The organism is Actimicrobium sp. CCI2.3 (assembly GCF_035019065.1).
Lineage (GTDB): Bacteria > Pseudomonadota > Gammaproteobacteria > Burkholderiales > Burkholderiaceae_D > Actimicrobium.
The window spans coordinates 15,884-37,181 of record NZ_JASJWR010000032.1 but is presented as its reverse complement, the minus strand read 5'-3'; the positions used below and the strand labels follow the sequence as shown (position 1 = coordinate 37,181).

Below are 21,298 nucleotides of genomic sequence, written 5' to 3'. Positions count from 1 at the left end.
ACCTGCCATGAAAAACAAAGTCATCCTCGTCCTCATTGACGGCCTGGCCTGGCAATCGGCCCATGATGGCATGGGCTTTTTGCAGGGTCTGTGCGAAGCCGGGCAGGCCAGCCTGTACCGGATGGAATGCGAACTGCCGTCGCTGTCGCGCCCGCTCTACGAATGCATCCTGACCGGCGTGCGACCGGTCGACAGCGGCGTGGTGCACAACCAGGTCACGCGCCTGTCGCACCATGACAGCATCTTCCATCTGACCCGTGCAGCCGGCGGTACGACCGCTGCAGCGGCGTATCACTGGATCAGCGAGCTCTACAACCGCTCACCGTACGAGCCGGTGCGCGACCGCTTTACCGACAACGATAGTCTGGCTATCCAGCACGGCGTGTTCTATCACGCCGACAGCTATCCGGATGATCACCTGTTGCTCGATGCCGAGATCCTGCGCCGTCGGCATGATCCGGATTTTCTGCTGATCCATCCGATGAATACCGATGACGCCGGTCATCGTCACGGTGGCGACAGCGGCCAATACCGCAACGCGGCGCGCAGTTTCGACAATGCGTTGTCGACGCAACTGCCGGGCTGGCTGGCGGCCGGTTATCAGGTCATGGTCACCAGCGACCACGGCATGAACCGCGACCACACCCATCGCGGTGTCTTGCCCGAAGAGCGGCAAGTGCCGCTGTTCGTGATGGGCAGCGGCTTCAGTCATGATCCGCTGGCGCAACCGCGTCAGGTCGAATTGTGCGGCGTGCTGGCCGACCTGCTCGGTGCGGCGCATGACAAGGCGCATAACCCGGCGTTGCTGGCTGCATGATTGTGTCCGGCTGGGGCAGGCACTGGCGCGCTGCCTTGCTGTTGTTGCCGCTGCTGCTGGTATCCGGTCTGTTTTCGCTGGCCCCGGCAGGGTGGGTGCTGTTTAACAGCGTACGGGTCGACGATGCCTGGTCGCTGGGAAATTTCATCGAGATTCTTGGCGCGAGTTTTTACCGGCAAGCGTTCGGCAACAGCCTGTGGATTGCCACCGGTGCCAGCCTGGCCGGCTTGCTGATCGGACTGGTTGGCGCAGCCTCGATCCGGCGCGTGGATGGCAGTGTGCGCGATCTTACGGTGGCCTTCACCAACATGGCCAGCAACCTCAGCGGCGTGCCGCTGGCGTTCGCCTTCATCATCATCCTCGGTGCCAATGGTGCGGCTACGCTGCTGCTGCGCGAGTGGGGCTGGCTCGGAGATTTCAGCCTGTATTCACGTGCCGGACTGACGTTGATTTATACCTATTTCCAGATCCCGCTGGCGATCCTGCTGCTCTATCCGGCCTTCGATGCGCTCGATGATGACTGGCAGGCCAGTGCCGCACTGCTAGGCGCTTCACGGCTGCGCTACTGGCAACTGATCGGCTTGCCGGTGCTGCTGCCAGCGGTGCTGGGCACCTTCATCCTGCTGTTTGCCAATGCGATGGGTGCGTACGCCAGCGCCTATGCGCTGATGACCTCGAACTACAACCTCGTCACGATCCGCATTGCCAGCCTGGTCGCCGGGGATATTTTTCTCGAGCCGAATCTGGCGGCGGCGCTGGCGGTGCTACTCATTGCGCTGATGGTCTTGATGGTCAGCGTCAACCAGTGGCTGCTGAAACGGAGTCACCATGCGCGCTAGCACCTATCACCGCACGGTCGTGGCGAGTCTGGTGATCCTGCTCGGATTGCCGATTCTGGCGACGCTGCTGTATTCGCTGTCGCAGCGCTGGGGCGCGACCGTGCTGCCCGATGGGTTGACGTTTGACTGGTATCTGGCGCTGCTGCGCGAGCCACGTTTTCTGGTCGCGTTCGGCCATTCGCTGCTGGTGTCGGTGGCCACGCTGGTGCTGGCCACCGTGCTGATCGTGCCGGCGGCGTTTGTGGTGTTCTATTATTTTCCGCAACTTGACCGCTGGATGAATCTGCTGATCCTGCTGCAATTTGCGGTGCCGCCGGTGGTGTCGTCGGTCGGCCTGCTGCAACTGTATGCGGACGGGCCGTTGCCGCTGATCGGCACGCCGTGGGTGCTGGTCGGTTGTTACTTCACGATCGTGCTGCCGTTCATTTACCGGGCGCTGGCCAGCAGTTTGCAGGGACTCAATGTGCGTGACCTGATGGATGCCGCCCACCTGCTCGGCGCAAGCACGCCGCAGGCTTTTTTGCGCGTGGTGCTGCCCAATCTGCGCAAGGCATTGATGGCCGCGCTGTTCCTGTCGTTTTCGTTTTTGCTGGGTGAATTCGTGTTTGCCAACATGCTCGTTGGTGGCCGTTTCGAGACCCTCAATGTTTACCTGTACACGATGCGTTCGACCAGCGGCCACTTCACCAGCGCGGTCGTGATGACGTATTTCCTGTTCACGCTGGTCGTGACCTGGATTGCCACCCGGCTTGGCCGATAGGAGTTGTAGTGGATTATTTACGTGTCACCGGACTCTCCAAAACATTTGGCAAGACCACCGTGCTGGACCAGATCGACCTCGACGTCGCCGAAGGCGAACTGGTCACGTTGCTCGGTCCCAGCGGCTGCGGCAAGTCGACGCTGCTGCGTTGCATCGCCGGACTGACCGCGCCCGACCATGGCCAGATTCATGTGGCAGGCAGCGACATCACGGCGGTTGCGCCGCAACGGCGCGGCATCGGCATGGTGTTCCAGAGTTACGCGCTATTCCCGAATCTGACGGTGCTAGGCAATATCGCTTTCGGCCTGAAAATGCAGCGCTTGCCGGCCGACGAGATTGCCGAGCGGGTCGAAGCCATCATTGCGCTGGTCGAACTCGGTGGCCACGAACACAAGCTGGTGCATCAGTTGTCCGGCGGTCAGCGCCAGCGCGTGGCATTGGCCCGTGCGCTGGTCGTGCGGCCAAGCATTTTGCTGCTCGACGAGCCGTTGTCAGCACTCGACGCGCGCATCCGCAAAATGCTGCAGGAAGAAATCCGCCGCATCCAGCAGCAACTGAAACTGACCACGGTGTTTGTCACGCACGATCAGGAAGAAGCGCTGATCCTGTCCGACCGCATCGTGGTCATGGATGGCGGTCGCATCGTCCAGCAGGGTGCCGCCGAGACGATTTATGCGCGGCCGGCTACGGCCTTTGTCGCGCGCTTCATCGGCAACGTCAATTTGCTCGACGTGTCGCAGGCACAGGCGGTGCTGGGCTTGCAGATTGATGGCCATCTGGCGATCCGGCCCGAATCGATTGTGCTGGAAGCGGCCGGCAGCGGTGGTGCAGGCGCCTGTTCTGCCATCGTCCGGCATCACCAGTTGCTCGGCAACGTGATCCGCTATCACGTCACCGCGCACGGTTGCGCACTGATGGTCGACACCCTCAATCGCAACCCGGCCAGCGTGCTGGCTGCCGGGTGCGCCGTCGATTTGCGCTTCGATCACGCACAGTTTCAAGAGGTCCGTTAAGGCGGGCTGCAACAATCTTGCGCTGGCCTGATATCCTTGCTGGCTGTTAAATATCCGGTGCGACCTGAAACGGCTGCCGGATACCTTTGCTTTTTGATTGAAGTTGCCCTCCCGTGAGAAGTGCCATGTCGCAAAATCAGTTCGACCAGTCCACCAGCTCCTTACCGCAAGCCGTGCTGGAATACGCCACTACCTGCGACCTGCCAACGCCCTGGGCGACATTTCGTTTGCATGCGTTCACCGAAGCCGCTACCGGCAAGGAACATCTGGCGATGACGCTGGGCGAGGTCGGTGATGGTTCTCCGGTGCTGGCACGCATGCATTCGGAATGTCTGACCGGCGATGCGTTGTTCAGCCAGCGTTGCGATTGCGGTGCCCAGCTTGAAGCTGCGCTGAAAAAAATTGCCGAAGAAGGTCGCGGCGTGTTGCTGTATCTGCGTCAGGAAGGGCGCGGTATCGGCCTGGTCAACAAGCTGCGGGCCTATCACTTGCAGGATGGCGGTGCCGACACCGTCGAAGCCAATCAGGCGCTGGGCTTCTTGCCGGATCAGCGCAATTACAGTCTGGTCGTGCCGATGCTCGCGCATCTCGGGATCTCGTCACTGCGCCTGATGACGAATAATCCGCGCAAGATCAATGCGCTGACGGTGCTCGGTGTCAACGTGACCGAACGCATTGCGCTGCTGGTCGAACGGACCGCTTTCAATACCCGCTACCTCGACACGAAGGCCGCCAAGCTCGGTCATCTGATCGCACCGTAGGATGATCCCCACGCCGGAAACGACAGCCCGCAAGACCTTCCTGATTGGCCTGGCCATCGCCGTGGTCGGTGCCATCCTGTTTTCGACCAAGGCCATTGTGGCCAAGCTGATTTATCGCTACCACGTCGATGCAGTCACGCTGATCGCTTTCCGGATGCTGTTCTCGCTGCCGTTTTTTCTGGTCATCGCGTTCTGGAAAATGCGCACCGAGCCGGCACTGTCGAACGCCGAGCGGGGCCGCATCGTGATCCTTGGCTTGCTGGGTTATTACCTGTCGAGCTTTCTTGATTTTCTCGGTTTGCAATACATCAGCGCCGGCCTCGAACGGCTGATCCTGTTTTTGACGCCGTCGTTCGTGCTGCTTATTTCAGCACTGTTCCTGAAGAAAAAAATTACCCCGGTCGAATGGGGCGCACTGCTGATCTCGTACGTCGGCATGCTGCTGGTGTTTGTCCACGATGCCCGCACCGGTGGTGCCAACGTGCTGCTTGGTGCGTCGCTGGTACTGGGTGCGGCGGTGTCGTACTCGCTGTATTTGCTGGCGTCGGGTGAAATGGTACGGCGGGTCGGCGTGCTGCGGCTGGTGTCGTATGCGATGTGCGTTTCGAGCGCCGCTTGCATCGGCCAGTTTTTCCTGCTGCGTCCGGTCGGCATGCTGGTGCAGCCGATGGAAGTCTACTGGCTGTCGCTGTTCAATGCGTTCTTTTGTACGGTGCTGCCGGTGCTGATGACGATGATCGCGGTGGCGCGCATCGGTGCCGGTACGGCTTCGCAGGCTGGCATGGTCGGTCCGGTATCGACACTGTTTCTGGGCGCGATGATTCTTGATGAGCCGATCACCGGTTTCCAGCTGGCAGGTACTGGACTGGTGCTGGCCGGTATCTATCTGCTGTCACGTAAAAAAGCGTGATACGGTAACGGGCGTTCTGTTTCAATCCCTCACCAACATAAAAACAATCAGGAGCATCAGCATGGCAAAAGCAATTCGCATTTTCAAAACTGGCGGACCGGAAGTGCTGGAATACGTTGATGTCGAAGTCGGCGATCCGGGTCCGGGCGAAGCCCGCGTACGCCAGGAAGCCTGTGGTCTGAACTTCATTGATGTGTACTTTCGTACCGGCTTGTATCCGCAACCGCTACCGGCCGGTATCGGCATGGAAGGCGGTGGCGTGATTGAAGCCCTCGGTGAGGGCGTCACCCACCTGAAGGTCGGTGACCGCGTCGCGTATGCCGGGCGACCGACGGGTGCCTATGCTGATGTGCGCGTGATGCCGGCGGCCATTCTGGTTCGCGTGCCGGATGCCATCGGTCTCGATACCGCTGCCGCGATGATGTTGCAGGGCATGACGGTGCAATACTTGTTCCGTCGTACTTTCCCGCTGCGCGGCGGCGAAACCATCCTGTTCCATGCTGCTGCCGGTGGCGTCGGATTGATCGCCTGCCAATGGGCCAAGGCACTCGGCGTGACGATGATCGGCACGGTCGGCTCGGATGAAAAAGGCGCACTGGCCAAAGCCCACGGCTGTACCCACGTCATCAATTACAACACCGAAAATTTTGTCGAGCGCGTCAAGGAACTGACCAACGGTGCCGGCGTGCCGGTGGTCTATGACTCGATCGGTGCCGATACGTTTACCCAGTCACTTGACTGCCTGTCCCCACTGGGGCTGATGGTCAGCTACGGTAGTGCGTCCGGTCCGGTACCACCGTTCACGCTCAATGAACTGGTCTCGCGCGGTTCGCTGTTCATCACGCGCCCGACTTTGTTTTCGCATGCGGCCAAGCGCGAAGACCTCGAAGCGATGGCCAACGAACTGTTCGGCATGGTCGAGAGCGGCAAGGTCACCATCGAGATCAATCAGCGCTACCCGTTAGCCGAGGCCGCCAGTGCCCACCGCGATCTGGAAGCGCGCAAGACCACCGGCTCCACCATTCTGATTCCATGAGGTCAGCATGAACGCTTTACCCCCGAAAGACCCGCTGCCCAATCCGATGGACCATCCTGATGAACTGCACCCGGATGGTTCTGACGGCTCGCCCAAGTTCGGGCGGTTGCTGATCGTGCTGGCCATTGCGGTGATGATGATCGTCGGCATCACGATAGGATCGCAGGCGTATTTTTCCTGACCGTCTGGCGTGCTGCCGAGGTCAGTGTCTGTTGATCTGATGCTGATGGGTTTGCTTAAAACCGCGCCCGCGCTCGCTTAAAAGCGAGCCTGCGGCGCGTTAGCCCGCCGTTATCTCAGGAGGGGCAGTTCAATCCGTGATCTTCATGTCGATGATGCGTGCCGTGCCATTTTTGCCGGGAAATTCGGCGAATGCGCTGCGCACCATGTAGGGCATGACGACGGTCAGCGCCGGATTCTCGCCCTGACTGTTGACGCGCACGTCATACAGACTCTTGCCATCGGCATGGCGACTGATCAGCACATGCAGCTGGCGCTTGTAGACTTGATAGACGAGTTCCTGATAATCGACGACAGGCGGCCCGCGGAAAAACGGATCGTAGCCGAAACCGAAGTGACGGCGCGAATAGAACCCGCCTCCGTAAAAGCCGCCGCCATAAAAGAATGGATCGACATAGACCGGCTGCACGGTGCGCACGTCAGCCACATTGACGTTGTAGGACAGGACGATTTTCAGCGTGGGCGACTTGCCGGTTTCGGCTTCGGTCAAGCCGAGCCGGCGCACTTCGTTGCGCACCAGGTTTTCGTAGTTCAGGTATTCGAGGTCCTTGTTCTGGACTTCGGAGCGCTCGAAGACATAGGTTTGGTCAGGCAGGGCGGCTGGCCAGTCACTGAACACGGTGACATTGCTGCGTACAGTACTGGCGCAGCCAGCCAGCAGGACAAGCAGCGCTGCCAGCAGGGGCACGGTAAGGCGTTTCATGGTGATCTCCTTGGACAATGTGTTCCAGCCTAGCGTGTTTTCGGAAACGCCGCCCGCGCCAGCGCGTCTGTTGACGCTTTGTCGAGCTTGTTAGTGCGGGTTCTCGAAGAAAATGTAATTGGAACCGAAATCACTGATCTCGAAATACACTTTTTTCTCGCCCGGGTCGACGATCATGTTCAAGTTCTCGTCCAGTACGCCATAGCCGAACCGATAGGTGCGCGGCTTATTGTCGTCGGTACCCATCGCAGTCGTGATCTTGTCGATGCCGATGAAGCGACGGACCAGTTTGTCGCCGGCGTAGAATTCCAGCACGCCGTTGGTGCCGGTCCAGTTTTGGACCGACCGGCTAATTTTATTTTGCTGTTCTTTTGTGCAGGCAACGGTGAGTAATACCAGTGCACACAGTACTGCTGTTGACACAATCTTCATGCTTGACTCCGATCCTTGTAAAATGCCATCTTGTTTTAAACGTCGAGAAAACCCCATCCCTATGCGTACTGAAAATCCCCCCACCATCTTTCGCGAGCAGTACACACCGCCCGCGTATTTTGTCGATACCGTCGACATGGGATTTGATCTCGATCCAATCGAGACCCGCGTCATCACCCGCATCGTGCTCACCCGCAACGTTGCCAGCGATGACCACACTATCACGCTGTCCGGCGACGAGCTCCGGCTGATCAGCGTCAGCATGAACGACAAGCCATTGGACGAGCAGGCATTCCAGCTCGTCGACGGCAACCTGCTCATCGCCAATGCGCCGGATCAGGTCACTCTCGAGATCGAAACAGCCCTCGCGCCGCAGCACAATACATCGCTGATGGGCTTGTACGTATCAAGCGGGAATTTCTTTACCCAGTGCGAAGCCGAAGGCTTCCGCAAAATTACCTTCTTCCCTGATCGTCCTGACGTGATGGCGAAATATACCGTGATGCTGCGCGCTGACAAAGCAGCGTATCCGGTCCTGCTCTCGAACGGCAACCTGATCGATCAGGGCGAGCTTGCCAATGGCCGCCACTTTGCGCTGTGGGAAGACCCGTTCAAGAAGCCGTCGTATCTGTTCGCGCTGGTGGCCGGCAAGCTGGTCTGTCAGGAAGAAACCATGCGGCTCAAGTCCGGCCGCGACGTCCTGCTGCAAGTGTGGGTCGAACCCGGCAATCTGGACAAGACCCAGCACGCGATGGAGTCGCTCAAGAACAGCATCACGTGGGATGAAGAACGCTTCGGGCTGGAACTTGATCTGGACCGGTTCATGATTGTTGCCGTCGGCGACTTCAACATGGGCGCGATGGAGAACAAGGGCCTCAACGTCTTCAATACCAAGTTCGTGCTGGCCAATCCGCGCATCGCGACCGATGTCGATTACGCCAACATCGAGTCGGTGGTCGGCCACGAGTATTTTCATAACTGGACCGGCAACCGCGTGACCTGCCGCGACTGGTTTCAGCTTTCTCTCAAAGAAGGACTGACCGTCTTTCGCGATCAGGAATTTTCGGCCGATCTGGTCGGCTCGGAGTCCGGTCGCGCAGTCAAACGGATCGAGGATGTGCGCGTGTTGCGCCAGGCCCAGTTCCCGGAAGATGCCGGTCCGATGGCCCACTCGGTACGGCCTGACTCCTACCTTGAAATCAATAATTTTTACACCGTCACGATTTACGAAAAGGGCGCGGAAGTCGTTCGCATGTACCAGACCCTGTTCGGTCGGGACGGTTTTCGCAAAGGCATGGACCTGTACTTTGAACGCCATGATGGCCAGGCGGTCACCTGCAATGATTTCCGTGCCGCGATGGTCGATGCCAACGGGCGCGATCTGAGCCAGTTCGAGCGCTGGTACAGCCAGGCCGGTACGCCGCAGGTCCGCGCGACATCGGTCTACGACAGTGCCGCCGGCACGTATGCGATCACGCTGGCCCAGCATTGCGCGGCCACGCCGGGTCAGCCGGATAAATTGCCGTTCCATATTCCGGTCGCGGTTGGCCTGCTCGATCGGCAGGGCAACGACATGGCGCTGGTCTTGCAGGGAAAAACAGCAGCGAGCACCGCGCCACAACACACCATCGTGCTCGAACTGACCGAGGCCGAGCAGACCTTTGTGTTCACTGGCGTGACCGAACAGCCGGTGCCATCGATACTGCGAGATTTTTCTGCGCCGGTGATCCTGTCCATCGATTACAGCGATGAAGAGCTGGCCTTCCTGATGGCCAACGACAGTGATGCATTCAATCGCTGGGAAGCTGGCCAGCGTCTGGCGACGCGCAGTTTGCTGGCGCTGGTCGAGGTGGTCACCGACGGCAAGCCCGTCGTGCTGACCGCTGCTGACACCTTGCTGGCGCGCGCCTTGCGCGAGACGCTCAATGACAGGCGGCTTGGCACCTCGTTTCGCGAAGTGATTCTGACCTTGCCGTCCGAAACCATGATCGCCGAAGCAATGACCGTGGTCGAACCGCAAGCGATTCGCAGCGCGCGTCAGGCTTTGCGTCTCGCCTTGGCGACCACATTGCGCACCGATCTCGAGGCGGCTTACGCGGACAACCAGACCCCTGGCACCTACCAGCCCGACGCCATCTCATCGGGTAAGCGGGCCTTGAAAAATGTCGCGCTGGCGATGCTGGCCGAACTGGATGATGCATCGGTCCACGCACTGGCGCAAAAGCAGTACGACGACGCCAGTAACATGACCGACCGGCTGGCCGCGCTGGCAGTGCTGATCAATACCAGCGCGCCGGGCCGGGATGCGGCGCTGGCCGGTTTCTATCAGGAGTTCGAGGCCGATCCGCTGGTCATCGACAAGTGGTTCACGCTGCAAGCGATGGCGCGTGACACCGATGTTGCCGCCGTGCGCACATTGATGCAGCACCCGGCCTTCACATTGAAAAATCCGAACCGTGCACGCAGCCTGATATTCAGTTTTTGCAATGGCAATCCGGCGCAATTTCACGCCAGCGATGGCAGCGGATATGCGTTCTGGGCCGAGCAGGTGATTGCCCTCAACAGCATCAATGCGCAAGTTGCGGCCCGCCTCGCACGCTCGCTGGATCGGTGGCGCAAATATGCCCCGGCCCGCCAGGAACTGATGCAGCAAGCGCTCCAGCAGATTGCCGCTGCGCCAGCCCTCTCTACGGATGTACAGGAAGTGATCAGCAAGGCAATTTCCAACTGAAACGAAAGCGAAGAGACCACCATGAAACGTATCAGCCTGACCCAGCACCTGGTCGAAGAACAACGCAACAACAACACCATCCCGGCCGAATTGCGGTTGTTGATCGAAGTCGTCGCCCGCGCTTGCAAGACCATTAGCCATGCGGTCGGCAAGGGTGCGCTGGGCGACGTGCTCGGTAGCGCCAACATCGAAAACGTCCAGGGCGAAGTACAAAAAAAGCTCGACATCATCAGCAATGAAATCCTGCTTGAAGCCAACGAGTGGGGCGGTCATCTGGCAGCGATGGCTTCCGAAGAAATGGAAACCATTCACCTGATTCCGAACCGCTATCCGATGGGCGAGTACATGCTGTTGTTCGATCCGCTGGACGGCTCCAGCAACATCGATGTGAACGTCTCGATCGGCACGATTTTCTCGGTGCTGAAGGCACCCGATGGCATGACCACGCCGACCGAGCAGGATTTCCTGCAGCCTGGCACCAGGCAAGTCGCGGCCGGTTATGCCGTGTATGGTCCGCAGACCGTGCTGGTACTGACTACCGGCAACGGTGTCAACTGCTTCACGCTCGATCGCGAAATGGGTTCATGGGTGCTCACCCAGCGCAATATCCAGATCCCGGCGGATACCCGTGAATACGCGATCAACGCCTCGAACGCGCGTCACTGGCATCCACCTGTGACCCGTTACGTCAATGAAATGCAGGCAGGGACCACTGGTCCGCGCGAAGCAGATTTCAACATGCGCTGGATCGCCTCGATGGTCGCTGACGTGCATCGCATCCTGTGCCGTGGCGGTATCTTCATGTACCCGGCCGATATCCGCGATCCGAGCAAGCCGGGCAAATTGCGGTTGATGTACGAAGCCAACCCGATGGCCTTCATCGTCGAGCAAGCCGGCGGTGCTGCCACCGACGGTCATGGTCGCATCATGGACATCCAGCCGGAAAAACTGCATCAGCGGGTTCCGGTTTTTTTGGGTTCAAAGAACGAAGTCGAGCGGGTGACTGCGTATCACAAGCAGTAATTGCGCTGCACAGAGCGCACGATGGCGCAATTCATCGGGTGTTCTCTGAGTAAATGCAAAGTGGGCTGGTATTTCGCAGTGAAACTTTGCTAGAATACGGCACTTCGCTGATGTAGCTCAGTTGGTAGAGCAACTGATTCGTAATCAGTAGGTCGGGTGTTCGATTCGCCTCATCAGCACCAAGAATTGGCAGGGAAAAAAAGGGTTGTTCGCTTAGGCGAACAACCCTTTTTTGTTGCCGCCTGCGCTCTTCCTTCTAGCGCAAGATGCTGACCATCTTCACGTCGATTTCCGGCGACTCCATGAATTCCTTTTCGACTTCACCGCGGATTTCGACGCGGGTAGTTTCATCGATGGCTTGGGCAGGAAAATCGCGGTCGTCGATTTCGATGCGAATCTCATTTTTCCCGTCGGAAAACAGATATTTTTCCTTGCTGATTTTCTTCAGTATTACGCCCCGCAACATGACTTCCTGGTCGTCAACCGGGTTTTTCAAAATATCGGCAACAGTCGTGGTGACTTTCTGGCTGGAGGGACCAACATACTGCGCCAGGGCAGCTACAGGTATGCCGATGGCGAGAACGGTGGCGATGATCAGACGGCTGGCGTTGAAATGGGACATGGGCGAGACTCTCCTTGAGACAAGTGGATGGGATGTTGAGGTAACCGGCAGGGGTGTCGTCACCAGGACAGACTAGGGTGATGCACAGCAGTATGGCACTACCTTGCGGTAGCTATAATTTACTGTCCAACTATCGGTATCGTTTAGCCGTCGCGCCTGACACCATCACCGCTTGCTTCCGTCACGTGCCTCCACAAAAGCAAGTTTCTCTTGCCGTTTGAATCGGCTCGGAAAAGAGTTATGGGAACCCCCGCTGAACTGACATGGAGCGTATTGCGCACATGTGATGTTTTGCTTCAAGTGGCGATGAGCAGCGCGCGCCGTTACAGACCGCCGAGTCATGGCCTTGTCGATATATCCGTATGTTGGGCCTTTTATGGCTCGCTAATAATAATTAGGAGCCAAATATGGCTCATCACCTTGACGCTATTGATCTTTGGGCCTAGTCTGGCCCAATAAACAATTTATCGGGCAGGATATGACCCATTTGTCGAACAGCACGCCACCTCGCGAGGTGCTCAAGCGTCTTGAGTCGCTTGGCGAACACGTCCGAATCGCACGCGTACGCCGCGGCATGGGGACCCAGGAATTTGCGCAAGAGTGCGGCATCGGTCGGCGCTCGCTCTACCGCATCGAGTCCGGTGAATCTGGTGTCGCCCTGGGCACGTTTCTGACCGTCCTGTGGAAGCTTGGGCTGCTTGACACCATGCAGGGCGTTGCCAATCCGGACGGTGACGAACACGGCAAGATTCTCGAAGCCGCTCGTCGGCCAGAGCGGGTGCGCGCCCGCGCACCGCAAGACAACGATTTTTAAGGGAGGCGGTCCGTGTCCGAGAACCTTTGCTACGTCTATGTCCAATTGCCTGGCACTTATGAGTGGGTGCCTTGCGCGTCGCTAAAGGTCAAGAAGGTCGCCGCCGATGCGTTCGAGGGCACCTTCACCTACGGTAAGCGCTACCTTGAGCGCGCTAATGTGATGGAGCTTGACCCGTACCACCTCAAGCTCACAGCCAAACCAATGAAGTTCACGATGCTCAAAGGCATCCCGGGAGTGCTGCGCGACGCCAGCCCGGATGCCTGGGGGCGGCGCGTCATTCAAGCGCGGCTGGAGAAAGAAGAGAGCGAAATTGCCGAGATGGAGTACCTGCTCAACGGACCGGATGATGGCGCGGGCAACTTGCGCTTCGGACTTTCAGTGCAGCCGCCCGGTCCGGCAAAGCCCTTCAACCGTACCCATCAGCTCGATGCGCTGGTCCAGGCGGCTGAGCAGCTCGAGGAGACTGGCAAGCTACCTTATGAGGTGCTGGAGCAGCTGGAGCCCGGTACGAGCATGGGCGGCGCGCGGCCAAAGGTGACCATCGAGGACGACCATTGCATCTACCTGGCCAAGCTGCCGGAAAAGCGCGACAAGCACAACATGCAGCGCATCGAGTATGCGACGCTCGAGCTTGCCCGCGCTGCAGGACTACATGTGTGTGGCACGCGCATCGAATCTGTCGGCAAAGCCGAGGCGCTGATGCTGCTTCGTTTCGACCGCGAATGGAATCCGGACGCCAGCGCTTACATACGTCATGGACTCGCCTCAGGACTGACGGTACTCAACGCCGAAGACGGCATCCGTGGGCGCGAGCGCTGGTCCTACTTGCTGCTTGCAGACGAGATCCGGCGCTGGTCCGTCAAGCCTGATGCTGACCGGTTGGAGCTTTTCAAGCGCATGGTTTTCAACGCCATGGTCACCAACAACGACGACCATCCTCGCAACCATGCGATGTTGCGTACGACTGCATCCTGGCGCCTGTCACCCGCCTATGACATCGTGCCAGTGCCGCTCCTCTCGCTGGAGCGGCGCGACCTCGCGCTGGAGGTGGGCAAGTTCGGACGTGTCGCGAGCCTGTACAACATCCTGTCGGACTGCGGCGCTTTCGGACTATCCCGTGAGGAAGCTGAAACGGTCATTGCCCAGATGGAGCAGGTAGTGCGCGGCTGGAAAGAATTTTTCTTCCGGTACGGTGTGGAAGAGCGCTCGATTGAGTACATCGGTCAGGCCATCTTGCCGGAGTGCTTCTTTCGTAGGGAGCCTGTAGACACTTTGGCCTGACTGCCCACCGTCCATCCGTGAAGCAAACCGGCAGGACCGGCTTTCGGCTAAGTCGCATAAAAATCAGGGGTTTTGGGCCAACTGTTTGCAAACTGTTTATTCACACCCAAGAAAACGACCCACGCCAATCTGCGTTACATTGAACTCCACTTCATTCGGGAGAAACCCATGTATCGATCCGCACCGACCTCCATGAAAACGACTGCGCGCCGCGCCGCTGTCCTCCTTTGCGCTGCCGTACTGACTCTGTCCGGATGTGCCGGCACCGCGCCGGTGGTGCGCGCCACACCGGCGCTCTCCGCTGATCAGATCGCCACGTTGCTGGCCAGTCCGGATCGCAGTGCGGCCGATCGTTCCAATGATGGTCGGCGCAAGCCAGCGCAGTTGCTGGAGTTTCTGGAGGTTCGTCCGGGGATGGTGGCGCTGGACCTCAGTGCCGGCGGTGGGTACACGTCCGAATTGCTCACGCGTGCGGTGGGTCCGGCTGGTCGGGTCTATGGCCAGAGCGCACCACGCAATCCTGCTGCGGTGGCACCTGCTGCGGCAGAAGGTAGTAGTGCGCCGGCAGCTGTCAGTGCGCCGCGGCCGGCACCCGTGCCGTCACCGGTGGCATTGGCTGAACGGGCCAAAAAACCGGGGCTGGGTAATCTGGTGGCGGTAGTGCAGCCGTTCGATAACCCGGTTCCTGCAGCGGCCGAGCGGCAACTTGATCTGGTGACGCTGATGTTCAACTATCACGACCTCGGCCACATGGGCGTCGATCGCGCCGCAATGAACCGGGCCCTGTTCAATGCGCTCAAATCAGGCGGGACTTACGTGGTAGCCGATCATGCCGGTCGTCCCGGAACCGGCATTTCGGAAGCCGGCACCTTGCACCGGATCGACGAACAGTTCTTGCGCCGCGAAATCGAAGCGGCCGGTTTCGTGTTTGTTGCCGAGGCTGGCTTCTTGCGCAATCCAGCCGATCCGCGTGATCGCAATACCCCGGAACCGCTGCAACCGAAAGACGACTTCATCCTCAAGTTCAGCAAGCCCTGAACGCAGCTTGACCATACGGCGGGTCGAGACCCTACGCGTTACGCAAGGCCTCGACCATCCCATCAAGCTTGACCGAATCCGCGCAGAACGCACGGATTCCTTCGGCCAGTTTTTCAGTGGCCATGGCCTCGTCGTTGAACAATAAACGGAAAGTTTTTTCATCGAGCATGAGCTTGTGCAGGTCGGCGCTCTGTGCCCGCTCCGGGCTGAGCTTGCGCACGATGGGTTCGTTGCTGTCGGCCAGTTGTTGCAGCAGTTCGGGGCTTATCGTCAGCAAGTCGCAGCCGGCCAGTTCGCGGATCTGCGACGTATTGCGAAAGCTCGCGCCCATGACTTCGGTGGCATAGCCGAACTTGCGATAGTAGTTGTAGATGCGCTGCACCGATTGCACGCCGGGGTCGTCGGCACCGCTGTATTCGAGTCCTGTGGATTTTTTGTACCAGTCATAGATGCGCCCGACAAATGGCGAGATCAGGCGTGCGCCGGCGTCGGCACAGGCGATTGCTTGCGGCAACGCGAACAGTAGTGTCATGTTGCAGCGTATCTGATCGCGCTCGAGGATTTCGGCGGCGCGTATGCCTTCCCAGGTCGAGGCAATCTTGATCAGCACACGTTCGCGCGCAATGCCGGCCGCTTCGTACAGCGCGATCAGGTGGCGGCCCTTGGCGACGATGGCGGCGGTGTCGAATGACAAGCGGGCGTCGGTTTCGGTAGAGACGCGACCGGGAATGAGCTTGAGGATTTCGCCGCCAAAAGCGACCAGCAGATGATCGACGATGTCGGCAGTGGACTTGCCGGCATGGTCGCGAACGGCCTGTTCGAGCAGGTGACGGTAGGAGTCTTTTTGTACTGCTTTGAGGATGAGCGACGGATTGGTCGTGGCGTCTTGTGGCGCAAAGCTGGCGATGCTCTGAAAGTCGCCCGTGTCGGCAACGATGGTGGTGAACTGCTTGAGTTGTTCGAGTTGGTTCATGAGCGCATTCAATGAGTGGTCGACAAGTTTTCCATTGTACTCAGTCCATGCCTGGCACGGCCCGCAAACCGGTCACTGATTGCAATGCGGCATTCCAGTCGGCCAGAAAGCGCGGCATGCCGAAGCGTTGGCGGGCACGTCGCTGCGCGCCGCGTCCGAGCGCGAAGGCATAGTGGGGATTGTCCAGCAGCTCCTGCATGTGCGCGGCGAGTTTGTCGAGATCTGTCTCGACGTAACCCGATACGCCGTTCTGGATCAGGCTCGCCATTTCGCCGGTCGCCAGTCCGATTACCGGTATGCCGCTCATCATGGCAGCGATCACACCGGGATCAAGCGTGTGACTGCGTGCCGGATGGAACAGGAAGCGGTAGTGGACTGCCTTGGCAGGGAGTTGCAGCGGCGCGCAGTGCGCATGTTCCAGCGTGGCCGGGGTGAGGGTTGGCACGACTTCGAGCGGTATGCGCTGGCATAGTTGCTGGTAAATATCGCTGCCCGGTTGGTGCTTCGACTCGCTGCCGGATTGTGACCACTGCATCGTGCCGAGTACCACGCCGCATTGGCGTTCGCCGCTGTAGTCGAGATCGGCAGAGGCCGCCACGCCGTGGTTGATCACACGGATTGTTTGTCGGCCGTTGTCCCACATCAAGGCATTGTAGGAAGTGACATGCACCAGCAGGACATCCGGGTCTTCCACCGGATGGCGCGCACCGGCCTCGTCGTTGGCGGGCGCAGCATGTTCGACATAGATACGCGGCAGGCGGCGCTGCGTGGGGCTCAGGTAGCGGTGCTGCTCTTCCAGATACTGATCGCGCCGATGAAACAGGATGCAGTCGAATTGGGTTGTACGGGCCTGTTCTGCGGGTAAAGGATGGATGTTGCTGCCATACGGCCAGTCGGCACATGGCATTGCCGAATCCGTCATCAGATAAAACTGATGGGGTAGCTGGCTTAGCGCATGCAGATAGTGGCCATGTGCCTGCCAGGTAAGAATACGCAGTGGACGCATGCGGAAGACGCTTTCTCAAACGTGGCGAAGTTGAAGTCAGAATCCGGGAGCTTAGAGCGATACCGATCACGTTGTTTGTGTTGGCGCAATCGTTGTGCAAGTTGCTCGCACCGTCTGTCGCGTTCCCGCTGCACACTTCAAGTCGCTTGCATTCGCGTGATGTCAACGGAAGTGAATTTAATCGGAACTTCGTGCGATCAGTGGGTTCAATTTAGGGCGTAGGGCGCTGATGGGCCAGCTGTCGCGCTGAGGACGTGTGTTCCATGCAAGCAGCCGTCCCCGGCATTTTTGTTTATTTCTTTTTCATTTTGGAGAGCACTATGTCAGAGCAAAATGGTTCGATGCAACTTAGTGGTGATCTTGGACAGTCCCGGTCATCTTCTTCCGGCTCCTCCTCTGGTGGCTTGCCGCCGGTCCCGTTTGCACAAACGTGGGCGCAACCGGCACGCATGCTGTCGCAACTGTCGAGCGCGTTCGGACAGATGCCGGTGCGTATGCTTGAACAGGAGGCGAGCATGATGCAAAGATCGTTCGTGTCATCGAACAACTGGTTGCCGAATGTATTGAACGTGTGGGAAGAGCCGTTCGTGATGTTGCGCAAGCTGTCGGAAGATATGGATCAGTTCGTTAGTCGATTAATGCAGGGACCGTTTGCTGAATCGGGCCAGAAGCACCTGATCGGAAAGCATCAATGGACCCCGACAGTCGATATGTCACAACTCGCGAACGAGATCGTGATCCGTGCCGATTTGCCAGGATTAACCCGTTCCGATGTCAAATTGCAGTTGCACGACGACAGCCTGACCATCGAAGGCGAGCGACACGCGGAAAGCAGGCAGCAAGGGGAAGGCTATCATCGGGTCGAGCGGGTGCAGGGGCGTTTTTTCCGTTCGATTCCGTTGCCTGACGGGATTGATGCGCCCTCCGTCCATGCCAGCATGCGCGATGGTGTGCTGGAAATCACTGTGCCGCTGAAACATCGGGAGCAAGGTGTGAAGCTGGAGATACGCGACAGGAGCGAAGAAGAGCAGGGTGAACACGCCGCATCACGCCGCGAGTTGCCGCTGTCGCAGTCCCAGCCACCGCAGCCTCAGCGTCAGAATGCTGGCGCGGCTAGTCGTGCCGAAGTGAAAGCCTGACAGGGAGCGTCTAGCCAATGGTGCGGAGCGGGTTGGTTGCCGAACCCGCTCCGCCTGCCCTCAGGCGGCGAGTCTGCCGCCGGTCTTGCAGCCATCAAGCAGGAAGGATAGCCCGACCACGAGGACCAGTTCTCCTTCTGCCGAACGCGCAGTACCTGTGATGCCTTGGACCGATAGCGCAGTCAACGGCTTGATGACCATCTCTGCCGTGCCCTCGACTTTCTCTACGGCGAGAATGTACGGGCTTGGCGCGGCGATCACGATACCGACCCGTTCCGGGCCCGGCGTGTAGCCGAGGATGGCGGCCAGCGAACGCACTGGTAGCGGTTGTCCCTGGTCGCGCAGCACCGGTGCTCCGCCGACTTCCATGTAGGTTTCCGGCAATTCAACGACACGTTGCACCACCGCCATCGGCATGGCCAGCGCAGCATCGGCGGTGCGTACCAGCATGGTAGGCACAATCGATAACTCGATCGGCAGGCGAATCGAAAACCGTGTGCCGTTGCCGAGTGCCGAATCAATGCTGATCGCGCCACGATGTTTTTCGACCGCCGTCTTGACGACATCCATACCGACGCCGCGCCCCGACACACTGGAGGCAACATCCTTGGTCGAGAAGCCCGGCAGGAAAACCAATTGGTAGGCTTCCTGATCGGTTTGCGCAGCGCTCTCGGTAATCAGACCTTTCGAAATCGCCTTGCGACGCAGTTCGGCCGCGTTGAGGCCTTTGCCGTCATCGCCCAGCACGATCATCACGCTGTTGGCTTCCTGCCAGGCTTTCAATGAAATGATGGCGCGCGCCGATTTGCCCAGCGCAGCCCGGTCGCCCGCACTTTCGATACCGTGGTCAAGCGCGTTGCGCAACATGTGGACCAGCGGGTCGTAAAGACTATCAACCACCACCCGGTCGACTTCGGTTTCCGCGCCTTCGATGACCAGTTCGACATCCTTGCCAAGGTCCTTGGCCAGTTCGCGCACCAGTCGTGGAAATTTCTGGAACAGTCGGCCGACCGGTTGCATCCGCGTCGACAGGGTTGCCCGTTGCAATTCGGTCGAGTAACGTGAAGCCCGGGTGAGGGTTTCGGTCAGGCTGGCCATTAACGCCGTGGCAGCCCCATCGAATTTGAATTGCTGCAGTTTTTCCAGCAGCACACTGGCCTGGTTGGCTGCCTGCACCGACTCGCCCGCCACTTCCAGCAGCGCATCAAGCTTGACGGCGTCGACGCGGATGCTGTCTTCCTTGATCGACACTACCGGCGCTCTTTCGCCGGTAGCGGCGCTGGTCAAGGGGGCGATCGCCGCCGCCGATGCGACCGCTGCAGCGTGCGCCTGCACGGACAAGCTGGCGACAGCCGGTGCCGCGCCGGGGACGATTGCCGCGTACAGCGCATCCCAGTCCAGCATGCCATCGCTACCTGTTGTGGCGGCGGCTTCCGTTGTTGCCGCAACGACGATGGTGACGGCGGCAGTGGCAGCAGCGGCAGGGACAGCGACCTCGGTCACTTTTCCTTCAATTGCCTGAGTGAGGATGTCTTCGAGTGCCGCCGGCATCGCCGACAGGCTTTCCGGGCTCGCGCCATTGGCCAGTTCGGTCAATTGGTCGGCGACGAAGCCGCTGGCCTGTAACGCTGCTTCGATGGCCAGCGGCGTGACCGGTGCCGCGCCGGTACGCAAGGCGTCGAATAGGTTTTCGGTCAGGTGACAGGCCGATACCATTGCCGGCAGACTCATGAATCCGGCACCACCCTTGATTGTATGGAACGAGCGGAATACGGCGTTGAGCGTTTCCTTGTCGTTCGGTCGTCGCTCCAGTGTCAGCAGGTGCTCTTCCACGTTAGTCGCCAGTTCCAGCGCCTCGATCACGAAATCCCTCAGCATCTCTTCCATCAGAAGCCCAACCCATCCAGGAGGCTGTCGACATCGTCCTGTTGCATCGCGATACCGACTGCCGCCGGGCCTTGCATCAGGTCACTTTCTTTTTCTTCGTTGCGTTCCTTGAGCAGTTCGGGCGGGGCGTTGTCACGCAGCAGTTGCGCCAGCTCGATTTCGACTTTCTGGGTGATGATCACGATTTTTTTGATCAGCTGACCGGTGATGTCCTGGAAGTCCTGCGCCATCATGATTTCCAGCAGGCGGGCTTTTTCAGTGTCGGTATTGGTTAGCACGATGCCGGCGAAGCTGCGCGAGTCGGCGGCCAGCACCTTGAACTCGTCGACGCTGAGCTTGCCGTCATACAGCTGGGTCCAGCGGCTGTCCATGTCTCTGGCTTGCTTGGCCAGTTCGTCTTGCGCAGGCATGCCTTCGTCGATCGTGTTGAGGACTTTATTGGCGGCCTGTTCGGTCAGTGTCGCGATGTATTCGAGACGGTCCTGGGCGTCGGTAATCTGCGACGTGGCAGCGTGCAGCGTGCGGTCGTAGCCCAGTTCGCGCAGCGAGTCGTGCAGCAGACGGACAATGCCGCCCAGTCGCTCGAACATCGGGTTGTCGGAAGTCCTGGCTGTTGCTGCGTCATGCGGCTGTCGCCGTTCTGTGTGTTCCTGCTCTGGAGGGGTGCTTTCCGGCGTGGCCGGTGGCCTGGCGGCGGTATCTGGTTCTGCAAAGGTGGCAGTCCTCTGTGCGGCTACTTCTTCGAACAGCGCATCGAAATCATCTGACATGGCTGGTACTTCCCTGATTAGTGATGCATTCAATAGTGTGCGGCAGCCGATGGTGCTGCCGGTATCCGGACCATCATGCGCGGCAGTGGCGCAGTCGCCATGCACATGGATGCCCTGATGATACCCAATATCTGTGAGGGAAAGCCATGGATTGGACACAAAACAATTACACGAGGGTAATTTCGTGCTTTTGTCCACATTGCCAATCTGTAAGGCCTCGATTGACGTTGTTCTTCTCAAACGACTACACTGGCGACGTTTTGGTGCCCGCGCGTCGTCTCCGACGCGCAGTTAAACGGGAAACACGCGTTCATCACGAACAGGCGTGTGCTGCCCCCGCAACGGTAAACAAGCGCAGATTGATTTCTGCCGGCCGCATGTTACGCCACTGTGCAACAAGCATGGGAAGGTGATGCGGTTCGACTTGTGAGCCCGGATACCGGCCAGGACAGGTGGTGGTGTGATGCCCGGATAATCCGGCTTTGTGCTGCTGATTAACC

At 59.2% G+C, this 21,298-nt stretch carries 21 protein-coding genes, 1 tRNA gene and 1 riboswitch; of the genes, 15 read left to right on the top strand and 7 right to left on the bottom strand.

All coding sequences use genetic code 11. The features are described from left to right. Positions 1 to 7: 7 nt before the first annotated feature. The 8 genes from QN370_RS16690 to QN370_RS16655 all read left to right on the top strand — a co-directional run bounded on the left by QN370_RS16690 (position 8) and on the right by QN370_RS16655 (position 6,317). A complete protein-coding gene (locus tag QN370_RS16690) occupies positions 8 to 817 on the top strand; it encodes an alkaline phosphatase family protein (RefSeq protein WP_322126562.1) in 810 nt (269 codons plus the stop codon). Beyond that, entirely contained in the window at positions 814 to 1,656 is an 843-nt protein-coding gene (locus QN370_RS16685; RefSeq protein ID WP_322126563.1) for an ABC transporter permease, read from the top strand. The genes QN370_RS16690 and QN370_RS16685 overlap by 4 nt, the downstream gene beginning before the upstream one ends. Continuing rightward, positions 1,646 to 2,416 carry an ABC transporter permease gene (locus QN370_RS16680; protein WP_322126564.1) on the top strand — a complete coding sequence of 257 codons (771 nt, stop codon included), beginning with the start codon at positions 1,646 to 1,648 and terminating at the stop codon, positions 2,414 to 2,416. Before QN370_RS16685 ends, QN370_RS16680 begins: the two co-directional genes overlap by 11 nt. A gap of 8 nt (positions 2,417 to 2,424) precedes the next feature. Further along, positions 2,425 to 3,429, top strand: a complete 1,005-nt coding sequence (locus QN370_RS16675) for an ABC transporter ATP-binding protein (protein ID WP_322126565.1) — start codon at positions 2,425 to 2,427, stop codon at positions 3,427 to 3,429. A gap of 125 nt (positions 3,430 to 3,554) precedes the next feature. Next, positions 3,555 to 4,190, top strand: coding sequence for a GTP cyclohydrolase II (gene ribA, locus QN370_RS16670; protein WP_322126566.1), 636 nt, complete (start codon positions 3,555 to 3,557; stop codon positions 4,188 to 4,190). A gap of 1 nt (position 4,191) precedes the next feature. Further along, a complete protein-coding gene (locus QN370_RS16665) occupies positions 4,192 to 5,100 on the top strand; it encodes a DMT family transporter (protein ID WP_322126567.1) in 909 nt (302 codons plus the stop codon). 61 nt (positions 5,101 to 5,161) lie between these two features. Further along, complete coding sequence (locus QN370_RS16660; protein ID WP_322126568.1) at positions 5,162 to 6,136, top strand: quinone oxidoreductase; 975 nt, start codon at positions 5,162 to 5,164, stop codon at positions 6,134 to 6,136. 7 nt (positions 6,137 to 6,143) lie between these two features. Continuing rightward, complete coding sequence (locus QN370_RS16655; RefSeq protein ID WP_322126569.1) at positions 6,144 to 6,317, top strand: hypothetical protein; 174 nt, start codon at positions 6,144 to 6,146, stop codon at positions 6,315 to 6,317. Positions 6,318 to 6,446: 129 nt separating this feature from the next. Here QN370_RS16655 and QN370_RS16650 read toward each other — a convergent pair whose 3' ends face one another. Both QN370_RS16650 and QN370_RS16645 read right to left on the bottom strand, forming a co-directional pair. Continuing rightward, complete coding sequence (locus QN370_RS16650; RefSeq protein WP_322126570.1) at positions 6,447 to 7,079, bottom strand: DUF4136 domain-containing protein; 633 nt, start codon at positions 7,077 to 7,079, stop codon at positions 6,447 to 6,449. A gap of 90 nt (positions 7,080 to 7,169) precedes the next feature. Beyond that, on the bottom strand, positions 7,170 to 7,511 hold the full coding sequence (locus QN370_RS16645) for a hypothetical protein (protein ID WP_322126571.1): 342 nt from the start codon (positions 7,509 to 7,511) through the stop codon (positions 7,170 to 7,172). 61 nt (positions 7,512 to 7,572) lie between these two features. On the opposite strand from QN370_RS16645, the gene pepN reads away from it, so the two are divergent. From pepN to QN370_RS16630, 3 genes are all read left to right on the top strand, one after another. After that, positions 7,573 to 10,242: an aminopeptidase N gene (gene pepN / locus QN370_RS16640; protein ID WP_322126572.1), complete on the top strand. Its 2,670-nt coding sequence runs from the start codon at positions 7,573 to 7,575 to the stop codon at positions 10,240 to 10,242. A gap of 21 nt (positions 10,243 to 10,263) precedes the next feature. Continuing rightward, entirely contained in the window at positions 10,264 to 11,265 is a 1,002-nt protein-coding gene (locus QN370_RS16635) for a class 1 fructose-bisphosphatase (protein ID WP_322126573.1), read from the top strand. A 106-nt stretch (positions 11,266 to 11,371) separates the two neighbouring features. Beyond that, a tRNA-Thr gene (locus tag QN370_RS16630) sits at positions 11,372 to 11,447 on the top strand. Between the two features lie 74 nt (positions 11,448 to 11,521). On the opposite strand, the gene QN370_RS16625 is transcribed toward QN370_RS16630, so the two are convergent. After that, a complete protein-coding gene (locus tag QN370_RS16625) occupies positions 11,522 to 11,887 on the bottom strand; it encodes a NirD/YgiW/YdeI family stress tolerance protein (RefSeq protein ID WP_322126574.1) in 366 nt (121 codons plus the stop codon). A 478-nt stretch (positions 11,888 to 12,365) separates the two neighbouring features. On the opposite strand from QN370_RS16625, the gene QN370_RS16620 reads away from it, so the two are divergent. The 3 genes from QN370_RS16620 (at position 12,366) to QN370_RS16610 (ending at position 15,023) form a co-directional block, all read left to right on the top strand. After that, entirely contained in the window at positions 12,366 to 12,701 is a 336-nt protein-coding gene (locus QN370_RS16620; RefSeq protein ID WP_322126575.1) for a helix-turn-helix transcriptional regulator, read from the top strand. Positions 12,702 to 12,713: 12 nt separating this feature from the next. Further along, complete coding sequence (locus tag QN370_RS16615) at positions 12,714 to 13,985, top strand: HipA domain-containing protein (protein ID WP_322126576.1); 1,272 nt, start codon at positions 12,714 to 12,716, stop codon at positions 13,983 to 13,985. 168 nt (positions 13,986 to 14,153) lie between these two features. Next, positions 14,154 to 15,023, top strand: coding sequence for a hypothetical protein (locus tag QN370_RS16610; RefSeq protein ID WP_322126577.1), 870 nt, complete (start codon positions 14,154 to 14,156; stop codon positions 15,021 to 15,023). Positions 15,024 to 15,054: 31 nt separating this feature from the next. On the opposite strand, the gene tal is transcribed toward QN370_RS16610, so the two are convergent. Together tal and QN370_RS16600 are read right to left on the bottom strand one after the other, a co-directional pair. Next, positions 15,055 to 15,996 carry a transaldolase gene (gene tal / locus QN370_RS16605; protein ID WP_322126578.1) on the bottom strand — a complete coding sequence of 314 codons (942 nt, stop codon included), beginning with the start codon at positions 15,994 to 15,996 and terminating at the stop codon, positions 15,055 to 15,057. Between the two features lie 40 nt (positions 15,997 to 16,036). Continuing rightward, a complete protein-coding gene (locus QN370_RS16600; RefSeq protein WP_322126579.1) occupies positions 16,037 to 17,002 on the bottom strand; it encodes a glycosyltransferase in 966 nt (321 codons plus the stop codon). Between the two features lie 320 nt (positions 17,003 to 17,322). On the opposite strand from QN370_RS16600, the gene QN370_RS16595 reads away from it, so the two are divergent. Further along, positions 17,323 to 18,141, top strand: a complete 819-nt coding sequence (locus QN370_RS16595) for an Hsp20/alpha crystallin family protein (protein WP_322126580.1) — start codon at positions 17,323 to 17,325, stop codon at positions 18,139 to 18,141. Between the two features lie 60 nt (positions 18,142 to 18,201). Here QN370_RS16595 and QN370_RS16590 read toward each other — a convergent pair whose 3' ends face one another. Both QN370_RS16590 and QN370_RS16585 read right to left on the bottom strand, forming a co-directional pair. Beyond that, the gene (locus QN370_RS16590) at positions 18,202 to 20,028 is read right to left on the bottom strand and encodes a chemotaxis protein CheA (RefSeq protein WP_322126581.1); all 1,827 of its coding nucleotides are present in this window, start codon (positions 20,026 to 20,028) and stop codon (positions 18,202 to 18,204) included. Then, positions 20,028 to 20,798, bottom strand: a complete 771-nt coding sequence (locus QN370_RS16585) for a protein phosphatase CheZ (RefSeq protein ID WP_322126582.1) — start codon at positions 20,796 to 20,798, stop codon at positions 20,028 to 20,030. The genes QN370_RS16590 and QN370_RS16585 overlap by 1 nt, the downstream gene beginning before the upstream one ends. Positions 20,799 to 21,042: 244 nt before the next feature. Then, positions 21,043 to 21,261: riboswitch (cobalamin riboswitch) on the top strand. The last annotated feature ends 37 nt before the right edge of the window (positions 21,262 to 21,298 follow it).